The sequence below is a fragment of the Naasia aerilata genome (genome assembly GCF_030296595.1).
Classification (GTDB): Bacteria; Actinomycetota; Actinomycetes; order Actinomycetales; family Microbacteriaceae; genus Naasia; species Naasia aerilata.
The window spans coordinates 105,802-118,203 of sequence record NZ_AP027731.1 but is presented as its reverse complement, the minus strand read 5'-3'; the positions used below and the strand labels follow the sequence as shown (position 1 = coordinate 118,203).

12 protein-coding genes and 2 pseudogenes are annotated in these 12,402 nt (G+C 71.1%); 12 read left to right on the top strand and 2 right to left on the bottom strand.

Going from position 1 to position 12,402, the window contains the following annotated elements:
- The first annotated feature begins 7 nt into the window (after positions 1-7).
- The 3 genes from rho to prmC all read left to right on the top strand — a co-directional run bounded on the left by rho (position 8) and on the right by prmC (position 4,522).
- Entirely contained in the window at positions 8-2,530 is a 2,523-nt protein-coding gene (gene rho, locus QUE51_RS00645) for a transcription termination factor Rho (RefSeq protein ID WP_286277703.1), read from the top strand.
- Between the two features lie 3 nt (positions 2,531-2,533).
- Positions 2,534-3,616 carry a peptide chain release factor 1 gene (prfA, locus tag QUE51_RS00640; RefSeq protein ID WP_286279474.1) on the top strand — a complete coding sequence of 361 codons (1,083 nt, stop codon included), beginning with the start codon at positions 2,534-2,536 and terminating at the stop codon, positions 3,614-3,616.
- A 63-nt stretch (positions 3,617-3,679) separates the two neighbouring features.
- Positions 3,680-4,522 (top strand): peptide chain release factor N(5)-glutamine methyltransferase, encoded by an 843-nt coding sequence (gene prmC, locus QUE51_RS00635; protein ID WP_286277702.1) that lies wholly within the window; start codon positions 3,680-3,682, stop codon positions 4,520-4,522.
- A 73-nt stretch (positions 4,523-4,595) separates the two neighbouring features.
- Here the strand turns inward: prmC and QUE51_RS00630 are convergent, their stop codons facing one another.
- Positions 4,596-4,736 carry a hypothetical protein gene (locus QUE51_RS00630; protein WP_286277701.1) on the bottom strand — a complete coding sequence of 47 codons (141 nt, stop codon included), beginning with the start codon at positions 4,734-4,736 and terminating at the stop codon, positions 4,596-4,598.
- A 113-nt stretch (positions 4,737-4,849) separates the two neighbouring features.
- A pseudogene (locus QUE51_RS17630) lies at positions 4,850-5,437 on the bottom strand (TetR/AcrR family transcriptional regulator); the annotation flags it as partial.
- A gap of 213 nt (positions 5,438-5,650) precedes the next feature.
- Between QUE51_RS17630 and QUE51_RS00625 the strand changes: the two are divergent.
- From QUE51_RS00625 to QUE51_RS00585, 9 genes and pseudogenes are all read left to right on the top strand, one after another.
- On the top strand, positions 5,651-6,517 hold the full coding sequence (locus tag QUE51_RS00625) for an ABC transporter ATP-binding protein (RefSeq protein WP_286277700.1): 867 nt from the start codon (positions 5,651-5,653) through the stop codon (positions 6,515-6,517).
- Positions 6,514-7,434 carry an ABC transporter permease gene (locus QUE51_RS00620; protein ID WP_286277699.1) on the top strand — a complete coding sequence of 307 codons (921 nt, stop codon included), beginning with the start codon at positions 6,514-6,516 and terminating at the stop codon, positions 7,432-7,434. The genes QUE51_RS00625 and QUE51_RS00620 overlap by 4 nt, the downstream gene beginning before the upstream one ends.
- Before the next feature lie 13 nt (positions 7,435-7,447).
- Positions 7,448-8,130: pseudogene (locus tag QUE51_RS00615) on the top strand (L-threonylcarbamoyladenylate synthase).
- Complete coding sequence (locus tag QUE51_RS00610; protein WP_286277697.1) at positions 8,127-9,365, top strand: MraY family glycosyltransferase; 1,239 nt, start codon at positions 8,127-8,129, stop codon at positions 9,363-9,365. Before QUE51_RS00615 ends, QUE51_RS00610 begins: the two are co-directional and overlap by 4 nt.
- Positions 9,362-9,817 (top strand): Cg1360 family ATP-synthase-associated protein, encoded by a 456-nt coding sequence (locus QUE51_RS00605; protein WP_286277695.1) that lies wholly within the window; start codon positions 9,362-9,364, stop codon positions 9,815-9,817. The genes QUE51_RS00610 and QUE51_RS00605 overlap by 4 nt, the downstream gene beginning before the upstream one ends.
- An 86-nt stretch (positions 9,818-9,903) precedes the next feature.
- The gene (gene atpB / locus QUE51_RS00600; protein WP_286277694.1) at positions 9,904-10,734 is read left to right on the top strand and encodes a F0F1 ATP synthase subunit A; all 831 of its coding nucleotides are present in this window, start codon (positions 9,904-9,906) and stop codon (positions 10,732-10,734) included.
- A gap of 59 nt (positions 10,735-10,793) precedes the next feature.
- Complete coding sequence (gene atpE / locus QUE51_RS00595; RefSeq protein WP_286277693.1) at positions 10,794-11,027, top strand: ATP synthase F0 subunit C; 234 nt, start codon at positions 10,794-10,796, stop codon at positions 11,025-11,027.
- A 5-nt stretch (positions 11,028-11,032) separates the two neighbouring features.
- Positions 11,033-11,584 (top strand): F0F1 ATP synthase subunit B, encoded by a 552-nt coding sequence (locus QUE51_RS00590; RefSeq protein ID WP_286277692.1) that lies wholly within the window; start codon positions 11,033-11,035, stop codon positions 11,582-11,584.
- Positions 11,584-12,372, top strand: a complete 789-nt coding sequence (locus QUE51_RS00585) for a F0F1 ATP synthase subunit delta (protein WP_286277690.1) — start codon at positions 11,584-11,586, stop codon at positions 12,370-12,372. Before QUE51_RS00590 ends, QUE51_RS00585 begins: the two co-directional genes overlap by 1 nt.
- The last annotated feature ends 30 nt before the right edge of the window (positions 12,373-12,402 follow it).

Sequence of the window (12,402 nt, the reverse complement as noted above, 5' to 3'; positions counted from 1 at the left end):
AGGTGCAATGCCGTGCGGAGGACCCGGTCTTGGGACCAAGGAAACCTTCTTCGTGACTGATGTCGACATCAGCGCCGCGCCTGCGGCCCCGCTGACGGCCCTGCGCCTCGCGGAACTTCAGGCGATCGCCGCCGCGCTCGGCATCAAGAACGCAGCCAGACTCCGAAAGGGAGAACTCGTGGCAGCAATCTCAGACGCACAAGCCGACACCGGCACCGACGCACAGAGTGCGGAGGCAGTGGACACCGACGCACAGAGTGCGGAGGCAGTGAGCACCGACGCACAGGGTGCGGAGGCGACTGACGCAGACGCACAGGGTGCGGAGGCGACTGACGCAGACGCACAGGGTGCGGAGGCGATCGACACCGACGCGCCGAGCGCCGAGGGCACCGACGTGACGGAGCTCGCGCCGGACGCCCCCGAGGCCGAGGCCGCAGACACCCACGGCGCCGACGCCGTGGCAGCGGACGCCGTCGACGCCACCACGCCCGATGCGGCAGCGGCACCGGCCGACTCCGTCGCGCCGGTCGCCGACGAGGCGCCCGCCGAGGAGCTCGGCGCGACCGAGCAGACGCCGGCCGACGCGCCCGAGCAGGACCAGCCCGTGAGCATCCCCGCCGTCGAGACCAGCGCCCCGGAGGCCGAGGCGGCCCCCGCACCGCGCCGCCGCGGACGCCGTGCCACGAGCGCCGATGTCGCGCAGGCGCCGAAGACGACCGAGCCCGCCGCCGACGCGGAGAGCCCCGCCGTCGTCCAGGAGGAGACCTCCGAGCCGAAGAGCGCCGTCGACCACGTGAACCGCGGCGTGACCGGCATCACCGAGGACCTCGAGGCCTCCGCCGCCGAGGCTCACCCCGAGCAGGCGCCGTCCGAGGGCCAGCACGACGGCCAGCACCCCGATGGCGACGCCGCCGAGGGTTCCGACTCCGACACGGATTCGACGACCGAGGAGGGCGAGGCCCCGGCCGAGTCCACCGGCCGGTCGGGCCGCCGTGGGCGCGGGCGCGACCGTCAGCAGGGCGACCGGCAGCAGGGCGACCGCGGCCAGAACGGCCAGCAGGGCGACCGTGGCCAGAACGGCCAGCAGGCCGAGCGTGGCCAGAACGGCCAGCAGCAGGGCGACCGCAAGCAGGGCGACCGTCAGCAGGGCGACCGCCAGCAGCAGGGCGATCGTCAGCAGCAGGGTGACCGCCAGCAGCAGGGCGACCGCGGCCAGAGCCTCGATCAGGGCGACCGCGGCCAGAACGGCCAGCAGGGCGACCGCCAGGACGGCGAGCGCGGCGGCCGCAGCCGCTACCGCGACCGCAAGCGCCGCGGCCCGATCGGCGACGACTTCGAGCCCGAGATCAGCGAGGACGACGTCCTCATCCCCGTCGCGGGCATCCTCGACGTCCTCGACAACTACGCGTTCGTGCGCACCACGGGGTACCTCCCCGGTGCGAGCGACGTCTACGTCTCGCTCGGCCAGGTGAAGAAGTACAACCTGCGCAAGGGTGACGCCGTGGTCGGCGCCATCCGCCAGCCGCGCGACGGCGAGGCCGGCCGCCAGAAGTACAACGCGATCGTCAAGATCGACTCCGTCAACGGGCTGCCCGTCGACGAGGCCGCGAACCGCGTCGAGTTCGGCAAGCTGACCCCGCTCTACCCGCAGGAGCGCCTGCGGCTCGAGAGCGACCCGGCCAAGCTGTCCACCCGGATCATCGACCTCGTCGCGCCGATCGGCAAGGGCCAGCGAGGGCTCATCGTCTCGCCGCCGAAGGCCGGCAAGACGCTGATCCTGCAGGCCATCGCCGGCGCGATCGCGAAGAACAACCCCGAGGTCCACCTCATGGTCGTGCTCGTCGACGAGCGCCCCGAGGAGGTCACCGACATGCAGCGCACGGTGAAGGGCGAGGTCATCGCCTCCACCTTCGACCGGCCCGCCGAGGATCACACCACGGTCGCCGAGCTCGCCATCGAGCGTGCGAAGCGCCTGGTGGAGCTCGGCTACGACGTGGTCGTGCTGCTCGACTCGATCACCCGCCTGGGCCGCGCGTACAACATCACCGCGCCGCCGTCGGGCCGCATCCTGTCCGGTGGCGTCGACTCGGCCGCCCTGTACCCGCCGAAGCGGTTCTTCGGCGCCGCGCGCAACATCGAGAACGGCGGCTCCCTGACGATCCTCGCCACGGCGCTCGTCGAGACCGGCTCCAAGATGGACGAGGTCATCTTCGAGGAGTTCAAGGGCACCGGGAACATGGAGCTCCGGCTCTCCCGCTCGCTCGCCGACAAGCGGATCTTCCCCGCCGTCGACGTCAGCGCCTCCGGCACCCGCCGCGAGGAGATGCTGATGGGCGCCGACGAGGTCAAGGTGACCTGGAAGCTGCGCCGCGCGCTCGCCGGGCTCGAGACCCAGCAGGCCCTCGAGGTCGTGCTCGGCAAGCTCAAGGAGACGCAGTCGAACGTCGAGTTCCTCATGCAGATCCAGAAGTCGCTGCCCGCGACGAACGGCCACGCGTCGAACGGCAACGGCCACCACCACGAGGGCTGAGCCATCTTCGAATCCGTCGCCGGTCTGATCGCCGAGCACGAGCAACTGCAGGAGCAGCTCGGGGACCCTGCGCTGCACGCCGACGCAGCGCGGGCGAAGCGGGTCAACCGGCGGTACGCCGAGCTGAGCCGCATCGTCGCCGCGCACAGCAGCTGGCTCGAGCTCGGCGACGACCTCGCCGCCGCCCGCGAGCTCGCTCAGGAGGACGCGTCCTTCGCTGAGGAGATCCCGGGGCTCGAGGAGCGGCACACCGAGGCCGAGGAGCGGCTGCGCCGACTCCTCATCCCGCGCGATCCCGACGACGGGCGCGACGTGATCATGGAGATCAAGGCCGGCGAGGGCGGCGAGGAGTCGGCGCTGTTCGCGGCGGACCTCCTGCGCATGTACCTGCACTACGCCGAGGCGAAGGGGTGGAAGACCGAGCTGCTCGACCGCACCGAGAGCGACCTCGGCGGCTACAAGGACGTGCAGGTCGGGATCAAGGGCAGCTCCTCGGATCCGGCGCAGGGCGTGTGGGCGCACCTCAAGTACGAGGGCGGCGTGCACCGCGTCCAGCGCGTGCCCGCGACCGAGTCGCAGGGGCGCATCCACACCTCCGCCGCCGGAGTCCTCGTCTTCCCCGAGGTCGACGAGCCCGAAGAGGTCGCGATCAACCCGAACGACCTGAAGATCGACGTGTTCCGGTCGTCCGGGCCCGGCGGGCAGTCGGTCAACACGACCGACTCGGCCGTGCGCATCACCCACCTGCCGACGGGCATCGTCGTGTCGATGCAGAACGAGAAGAGCCAGCTGCAGAATCGCGAGGCCGGCATGCGCGTGCTCCGCGCCCGCATCCTCGCGGCGCAGCAGGAGGCGGCCGACGCCGAGGCCTCCGCCGCCCGCCGCAGCCAGATCCGCACGGTCGACAGGTCGGAGCGGATCCGCACCTACAACTTCCCCGAGAACCGCATCGCGGACCACCGCACGGGCTACAAGGCGTACAACCTGGACCAGGTGATGAACGGCGCGCTCGAGCCGATCGTGCAGTCCGCGATCGCTGCGGACGAGGAGGCCCGCCTCGCCGCCCTCGCTCCCACCGATGCCTGACCTGCCCACTTCTGCGGCAACTCAGCGCCCAGTTGCCGCAGAAGTCGGCAGCTCGGTGGGGAGGTGCTTCGCGCCGCCGTCCAGGTGCTCGGGCGGGCGCGTGTGCCGTCCGGGTCCGTCGACGCGGAGCTCCTCGTCGCGCATGTGCTCGGGGTCTCGCGGGGGCGCGTGCAGGCCCTCGCCGTCTCGGGCTCCTACCTCCCGGCCGACGCCGCGGACGCCATCGCGCGGCTGGTGGAGCGCCGTGCCGCACGTGAGCCGCTGCAGCACCTCACCGGAGTCGCTGCGTTCCGGACGCTCGAGCTTGCCGTGGGCCCCGGCGTCTTCGTGCCCCGGCCCGAGACCGAGCAGGTGGCCCAGGTGGCGATCGACGCCCTGCGCGCCGTCGCGGCCGCCGAGCCCATCGCCGTCGACCTCGGCACGGGAAGCGGCGCGCTCGCCCTCTCCCTCGCCACCGAGGTCCCGCACGCCCGCGTGATCGGCGTGGAGAACTCCACCGAGGCGTACATCTGGGCACGGGAGAACCTCCGGCGCACGGGTGCGACCAACGCCCGCATGGTGTTCACCGACCTCGCCGAGGCGCTGCCCGACCTCGACGGACGCGTGTCGGTGGTCGTCTCCAACCCGCCGTACATCCCGACGGATGCCATCCCGCGCGATCCGGAGGTGCGCCTCTACGACCCGCCCGCGGCGCTGTACGGAGGAGAGGACGGCCTCGACATCGTCCGCGCCGTGTCCCGCACGGCTCTGCGGCTGCTCCACTCCGGAGGGACCCTCGTCCTCGAGCACGGCGAACTCCAGGGCGAGGACATCCGCGCCCTGCTCGCGGCCGACGGCTGGCGCGCCGCGGCCACGACCCCCGACCTCACCGGACGCCCCCGCACCACCTCCGCGACGCGCCCCTAGCTGCCGCGGGTCGTGCGGACATCCGCCACCCCGCTGCCAGCCGTGGATTGTCCGCAGCACCCGCGCGAGCGGCTCAGCCGCGGGCGCGCGCCTGGCGCTCGCGCTCCTTGGTCTCCCGCTCGCGTTCCTTGGCCTCGCGCTCCCGGGCCTTCGCGACCAGCTCCTTCTCGCGCTTGATCGCCTCGCGCAGACTCTTCTCCGCTTCCCGTCGCACCTGCCGGGCCCGGCGGACGGCCTCGTCGCGGGGGTAGGAGGACTCGTCCGGTGCAGGCCGGGGAGCCTGGGGGCGTCGCCGGTCATCCGCTGCATGTGCAGCTCGAGCCCGTCGAGGATCCGGTCGAGGCCGAAGCGGAAGGACTCCCGCTCGTCCTCCATGCCCGATGCCGCGACCGTCTCGGCGAGGATGGGGAAGAAGTCGGGTCCGGCCAGCCTGCCGTAGACGAAGTCCTCGAGCCGCCCCCGCTCAGCCCGGGTGACCCCGGTACCGGCGATCTCGGTGTACCCCCGAGCCACGACGCCCTCCCACCGGGCCTGACCGCTCATCAGGATGGCCGCGTTGAGGCGGTCGGCGGGCGGCAGGGGAGTGCGCGAGAGCACGGTGAGCGCCGACTCGAGCCAGGCGAGGCTGTTGGGCGTGATCGGGGCGCCGTCGACGGGCAGGTCGAGCAGCCACGGCCGCGCGGAGTAGACCTCCGTCACCGCGGCGTGCCAGCGGCGGAGCCCCTCCCGCCAGTCGGGCGCCTCGGTGATGCGCGCGGGCGGGACGCCGATGCCGTACTCGCCCAGCAGGAGGAGCAGGTCCTCCTTCGCGGTCACGTACCGGTACAGGGACATCGTGGTGAAGCCGAGCCGGGCGGCCACTGCGGACATCGAGACGCCGGCCAGCCCGCTCTCGTCCGCGATCTCGGCCGCCACCTCGACGATCCGCTCGGCGCTCAGCTCGCGCTTGGGGCCGCGCTGCGGGTTCGCCACGACCCCCCAGGCGAGCGCGACGCCGCGAGGGAGCTCCGGCTCGTCCGGAGAGTCCGGCTTCGGCGTGTCGGTGTTGACGTTCTCCACTCTTACTGTGTATCACTTACACACAGTGTACGCACTAAACAGTTTACGACCGAAGCGGAAGGAGAGGTCATGGAACTCGCGATCCGAATGCGCGAAGTGGGAAAGGACTACGGAGGTGAGACCGTGCTCGACCGAGTGGACCTCGACGTCGAACGGGGCGCGGTCGTCGCGCTCCTCGGGCCCAACGGGGCCGGCAAGACGACGCTCGTGAACATCCTCGCCACCCTGGTCCGTGCCGACCGCGGGGAGGCGAGCGTCGCGGGCTTCGACGTGCGCACCCAGGCCGCCGAGGTCCGGGAGCGGATCGGGCTCATCGGCCAGGCCGCGTCGGTCGATCCGGTGCTCACCGGCATCGAGAACCTCCGGATGATCGGCCGCTTGAGCGGGCTGGGCGCGCGAGACGCGCGCCGCCGGGGCGCCGAGCTGGTCGAGCGGTTCGACCTGGCCGGCGTCGCGGGCAAGCAGGTGAAGACCTACTCGGGCGGCCTCCGCCGCCGGCTCGATCTCGCCCTGAGCCTCCTCGTGACCCCTCCCGTGCTGTTCCTGGACGAGCCCACAACGGGCCTCGACACGGTCAGCCGGCAGTCGCTGTGGGAGGACGTGCGCGCCCTCCGCGCCGGGGGCACCTCGGTGCTCCTCACCACCCAGTACCTCGAGGAGGCCGACCGGCTGGCCGACCGCGTCGTGGTCCTCGCCCGCGGCGGGATCGTCGCGGAGGGAGCGCCCGCGGAGCTCAAGCGGCGGATCGGCCAGGAGGTCCTCGAGGTGCGCACGAGCGCCGGGATCGCGGCCTCGGTGCCGCTCGACGGCACCGTCGAGGGCTACCGCCGGGCGCTCGAATCCCTCGCGGGAATCGAGGGCACCGTGGAGGTGCGCATGCCGACCCTCGACGACGTGTTCGTCGCCGTCACCGGCCGCGAGGAGGTGGCGGCATGAGCGCGCTCGCCCCGACCCGGGCCTCTCTCGGCCGGCCCGGCTTCCTGTCCGAGGAGCGCGTGTTCCTCGACCGGAGCCTGCGTCGCGCCCTCCGCACTCCGGACGTGCTCGTCATGGCGATCCTGCTGCCGATCCTGCTGATGCTCATGTTCACCTACGTGTTCGGCGGCGCGATCCAGGAGGACGGCGCGTACGTCGACTACGTCGTGCCGGGCATCGTGCTGCTCTGCGCCGGCTTCGGCGCGGCGTCCACCGCCGTCGACGTCGCGGACGACAAGGAGTCCGGGATCATGGACCGGTTCCGCACCATGCCGATCCGCAGCTGGGCGGTCCTGACCGGCCACGTCGCGGCGAGCCTGATCCGGAACCTCGTGGCGACGGCCGCGGTCATCGCCGTGGCGCTGCTCGTCGGGTTCCGGCCGAACGCGGGCGTCTTCGAGTGGATCGCGACGGGCGGCCTCGTGGCCCTCTACATCCTCGCCATCACCTACCTGTTCGCGGCCATCGGCCTCGCGGCCGGCAATGCGCAGGCGGCGAGCGGGTACGGGTTCATCCTCCTGTTCCTGCCCTACGTCTCGAGCGCCTTCGTCCCCGTCGACACGATGCCGTCCTGGCTGCAGTGGGTCGCGGACAACCAGCCGATCACCCCGATCATCGAGACTCTGCGGTCCCTCCTGACCGGAGTGGGGGAGGGGCAGCCCGTCACCGCGCTGGCCTGGTGCCTCGGAATCCTCGCGGTCGCCGTGGTGTGGGTCGCGGTGCTGTTCCCCGGCGGGGCGCCCACCGCTAGTCCGCTGAATCGCAACGAAGCGGACGTGTCGCAACGGTGCGCCGTTGCGACACGTCCGCACGGTTGCGACACGTCGCGACCGGGGCGCGCTGGGACGCGGAGGGGCGCTCGCAGGCGGCGGCTCTAGAATCGGGGGCGTCATGGCGCGCATCTTCGACTGCACCGCCGAGTCCGAACTCCTGCCCGGCATGCGAATGGCGCGGGGTGCGATCGGGCGCGGCGACCTCGTGGTCCTTCCCACCGACACCGTCTACGGTGTGGGCGCCGACGCGTTCTCGCCGGCCGCCGTGCAGAAGCTCCTCGACGCGAAGGGACGCGGTCGCCAGTCGCCGCCGCCGGTCCTCGTGCCCGGCATCCCGACCCTGGACGCCCTCGCCGAGATCGTGCCGGACGCCGTCCGGGACCTGGTCGCCGCCTTCTGGCCCGGTCCGCTGACGGTGATCCTGCGTGCACGTCCGTCGCTGGCCTGGGATCTCGGCGAGACGAACGGAACGGTCGCGCTGCGGATGCCCGACAACCGCATCGCCCTCGAGCTGCTCAGCGAGACCGGACCGTTGGCCGTGTCGAGCGCCAACAGGACGGGGAGCCGCCGGCCACGACCGTGGCGGAGGCCGTCGCCCAGCTCGGCGACTCTATCGACGTCTACCTCGACGGCGGGTCCACACCGGGCTCCGTCCCCTCGACCATCGTTGACGCGACCGGACTCGCGGACGGCTCGGGCCGGCTCCGGGTCGTGCGCTCCGGTGTCCTCGACGACGCCCGCCTCCGGAAGGTCGTCGGCGACCTCCTCGAGGGACCGCAGCAGGGCAGGGCCCAGCCGTGACCCTGCTCGCCCTGATGGGGCTGCTCGCCGCGGTCGTCACCTTCGGGCTCTCCTTCCTCGTCTACCGCCTCGGCATCAAGTACCGGCTCCATCCGGAGATCCGGGAGCGGGACGTGCACACCCGCCCGACGCCGCGGCTCGGGGGCGTGGCCATGTTCGGCGGTGTCGCGGTCGCTCTGGGCGTCGCCAGCCAGATCCCGTTCTTCCGCCTCGTGTTCGCCGAGCCCGGCAAGATCGGGGCGATCCTCCTCGCGGCCCTGATCATCGTCGCGATCGGGGTCGCGGACGACCTGCTCGACCTCGACTGGATGATCAAGCTCGCGGGCCAGATCCTCGCGGGCGGTGTGCTGGCCTGGCAGGGCGTCGCCATCACGTCGCTGCCGCTCGGGCAGCTGACGGTCGGCTCGTCCTGGATGTCGCTCATCCTCACCGTGTTCGCCGTCGTGTTCGTGATGAACGCCGTCAACTTCATCGACGGCCTCGACGGGCTGGTGGCGGGCGTCGCGATCATCGCCAACGGCGTCTTCTTCCTCTACAGCTATCTGCTCGTCACCGTCACGAGCCCCACGAACTACTTCAACCTCGCCTCGCTCATCTCCGCCATCGTGATCGGAGCGTGCGCCGGGTTCCTGCCGCTCAACTGGCATCCCGCGAAGCTCTTCATGGGCGATGCGGGCGCGTACCTCGTCGGCCTGCTGATGGCCACCTCGGCCATCGCCGTCACCGGCCAGATCGACCCCAACCAGATCTCCGGATTCGGGCGAGCCTCGCTGCTGCCCGCGTTCCTGCCGATCCTGCTGCCCGTCGCGATCCTCGTCGTGCCCTTCCTCGACTTCGCACTGGCGGTCACCCGGCGCCTCCGCGCGGGGAAGTCGCCGTTCAGCGCGGACCGGCAGCACCTGCACCACCGGCTGCTCGACATGGGGCACAGCGTCGTGCACGCGGTGCTCATCTTCTACAGCTGGACGGCCGTCGTCGCGGTCGGGCTGCTCCTGTTCTGGGTCGTGCGCCCGTGGGGCTGGGCGGTCGCCTTCCTCGTCGTCGGCCTCGTGCTCTGCACCGCGCTGACCCTCGCGCCCCTGTCCCGCCGCAAGGCCGTCGAGGCCGCGGTCCAGTCGGCGCCGGCGAGCGAGGCGGCTGCCGAGCTCGACCCCCTCGACAAGGCCTCCACCGCGGAGATCCGCGTCATCCGCGCCCAGGAGCTCGCTCCGCCTAAGCAGAGAGGCGGCTCATGACCGCGCCCGCCCGCCCGAGCTCGAATGTCGTGATGCGGCGGGCCCTCGCGGGCGGCGCCCTCCTCGCGGTCGCCGTCGCGGTCGTCGGCGGCCCCATCGGCTGGGCGGTCGCGGGCGGCCCGGGACTGATCGGCGCGCTGCTCGGCGCGCTTATGGCGTTCGTGTTCCTCGGCGCCACCGCGGCCAGCATCCTCCTGGCCAACCGGTTCGCCGGAACGGACGCCTACCTGGGTGCCTTCTTCGGTATCGTGATGGGCAGCTTCGTCGTCAAGCTCATCGTCTTCCTGGTCCTCGCGATCGTCCTGAAGGACCAGCCGTGGGTGGACACGAAGGTGCTGTTCCTCACCCTCATCGTGGGCATCGTCGGCTCGCTGGTCGTCGACGTGCTCGTCGTCTCGCGCACGCGCATGTCGACGGTGTCCGATCTGCCGGCCGACCGCCGCATCGACTGACGCCCGCACGACCCCCGTCCCTGGCCGAACTTGCCCTTCTGATAGGGTGAGAACGACCCAATCGCCGCGTGCTGACGCATGCCCCGATGCTGGAGCCTGACCTGCTAAGCGCCCTCCTTCCCTACGCCCCTCTGGCTTCCGGCGATGCCGAATTCCATCCGCCGTCGATCGCGGAGTTCTTCCCGCCGGTCGTCTTCTTCGAGGGCACCCCGTTCGAGCTGAACCGGGTCATGCTCATCCGGCTCCTCGTGACCGTGGCGCTCGTGCTGTTCTTCTACTTCGGCACGCGCCGGTTGTCGCTCGTCCCCGGCCGCTTCCAGAGCATCGTGGAGATGGGCCTCGACTTCGTCCGCGTGAACATCGCGGAGGACCTCCTCGGCAAGAAGGACGGCACGCGCTTCCTGCCGCTCATCACGACGATCTTCTTCCTCGTGCTCGGCATGAACATCACGGGCATCGTGCCCGCGCTGAACATCGCAGGCACGTCGGTCATCGGCCTGCCCATGCTGCTCGCCGTGATCGCGTGGCTGGCCTTCATCTACGCCGGCGTGCGCAAGGGAGCGGGCAAGTTCTTCAAGAACGCGCTCTTCCCGCCCGGCGTGCCGTGGTACTTCTACATCATCGTGACGCCGATCGAGTTCATCTCGACCTTCATCCTCCGGCCGATCACGCTCACGCTGCGTCTGACGTTCAACATGATCGTCGGCCACCTCCTCCTGGTCCTGTTCTTCTCGGCGACGAGCTTCTTCCTCTACGAGTGGCAGGGCGCAGGATTCTTCCGGCTCTTCGGAGTGGGCACCTTCGCCTTCGGATTCGCGTTCACGCTGTTCGAGATCCTGGTCGCGGTCCTGCAGGCGTACGTCTTCGCGCTCCTGACGGCCGTGTACATCCAGCTCGCCGTCGCCGAAGAGCACTGAGCTACACACCCCTCACTGGTCGGGACGCACGGTTCCGACCACAACGAAAAAAACCCACTGTGGACACTTCCGTTGTCGCCGAGCTTTCCGGCAACATCGCGACCGTCGGCTATGGTCTCGCCGCGATCGGCCCCGCCATCGGCGTGGGCATCGTCGTCGGCAAGACCATCGAGGGCACGGCGCGCCAGCCCGAGCTCGGTGGCCGTCTCCAGACCCTGATGTACATCGGTATCGCCTTCACCGAGGCCCTCGCCCTCATCGGCATCGCCACGTACTTCATCTTCACGGCCTAGTCCTCATGCTTCAGGCAGCAGCAACGGGGGAGGCGCAGAACCCCCTCATTCCGGCTCTCCCCGACCTCATCTGGGGCGCCGTCTGCTTCTTCGTGATCCTCGCGCTCTTCTGGTGGAAGGTGCTCCCGGCGGTCAAGAAGCTGCTCGACGAGCGTGCCGAGAAGATCCAGGGCGGCATCGAGAAGGCGGAGCGGGCTCAGCAGGAGGCCGCTGCCGCGCTGGACAAGTACAACGCCCAGCTGGCGGAGGCGCGGGCCGAGGCCGGCCGCATCCGTGAGGCTGCGCGCGAGGACGGCCGGAAGATCCTGGCCGAGATGCGCGAGCAGGCCCAGGCCGACGCCGCACGCATCGCCGCGGCGGCGCAGGCGCAGATCGAGGCCGAGCGCCAGGCGGCGGTGACGTCGCTGCGCGCCGAGGTGGGCTCACTCGCGATCGACCTCGCATCCGGCGTCATCGGCGAAAGCCTCACCGACGACCGCAAGGCCCGTGGCCTCGTCGACCGGTTCCTCGCCGACCTCGAGGCTTCGCAGGGCGACGCGCAGAAGACGACCGTCTGATGGGCTCCGCCAGCCGTTCCGCCCTGGAGGCCTCGAAGGTGGTGCTCGCCGCCCTCAAGGTCTCCAAGGAGCGCGTGGGCGAGGAGATCCTCGCCGCCGCTCGGAGCATCGCCGGGTCGGCGCAGCTGCGCGGGCTCCTCGCCGACCCTGGCATCACGCCGGAGGAGAAGGGGCAGATCGTCGGCCGGGTGTTCGCGACCCTCGATCGCGTCTCGGTCTCCGTCCTCGCCGCCATGGCGGCGGAGCGCTGGTCGAGCGTCGACGAGTTCGTCGGCGGTGTCGAGGAGCTCGGGATTCGCGCGCTCGTCCGCTCCGCTCCGGCGGGCACGAGCATCGAGCGCGAGCTCTTCACCTTCGAGACCGCCGTCCGCTCCGACTCGCAGCTCGAGCTCGCGGTCAGCAGCAAGCTCGGCAGCGCCGACGCGAAGGCGGCGCTCGTCGAGCGGCTGCTGGAGGACGCGTCGCCGCAGGCCCGCATCCTCGCCTCGCACCTCGTCCGCCTGCCGCGCAAGCGGCGCATCGGCGAGGCGCTCCGCTGGGCCGCCGGCATCGCCGCCGACGAGGGGCAGTTCGCCGTCGCGACCGTGCGCACGGCGACACCGCTGACGGATGCGCAGCTGACGCGCCTGGAGAAGGTGCTCGGCGCACGCTACGGGCGAAAGCTCAGTCTCAACCAGGTTATCGATGGGACCCTTATCGGAGGGGTCCGCATCTCGATCGGCGATGACGTGATCGACGGCAGCGTCGCGACCCGTCTCTCCGATCTTCGACTTCAACTCGTCGGCTAGGCCGGCGCCACTCCAACGGAGGAACACACA

Bases quoted from the DNA above. Each gene is read 5' to 3' on its own strand.
- rho (WP_286277703.1), top strand. From the start codon at position 8: ATGCCGTGCGGAGGACCCGGTCTTGGGACCAAGGAAACCTTCTTCGTG.
- QUE51_RS00625 (WP_286277700.1), top strand. From the start codon at position 5,651: ATGGAACTCGCGATCCGAATGCGCGAAGTGGGAAAGGACTACGGAGGT.
- QUE51_RS00620 (WP_286277699.1), top strand. From the start codon at position 6,514: ATGAGCGCGCTCGCCCCGACCCGGGCCTCTCTCGGCCGGCCCGGCTTC.
- QUE51_RS00605 (WP_286277695.1), top strand. From the start codon at position 9,362: ATGACCGCGCCCGCCCGCCCGAGCTCGAATGTCGTGATGCGGCGGGCC.
- atpB (WP_286277694.1), top strand. From the start codon at position 9,904: ATGCTGGAGCCTGACCTGCTAAGCGCCCTCCTTCCCTACGCCCCTCTG.
- QUE51_RS00590 (WP_286277692.1), top strand. From the start codon at position 11,033: ATGCTTCAGGCAGCAGCAACGGGGGAGGCGCAGAACCCCCTCATTCCG.
- QUE51_RS00585 (WP_286277690.1), top strand. From the start codon at position 11,584: ATGGGCTCCGCCAGCCGTTCCGCCCTGGAGGCCTCGAAGGTGGTGCTC.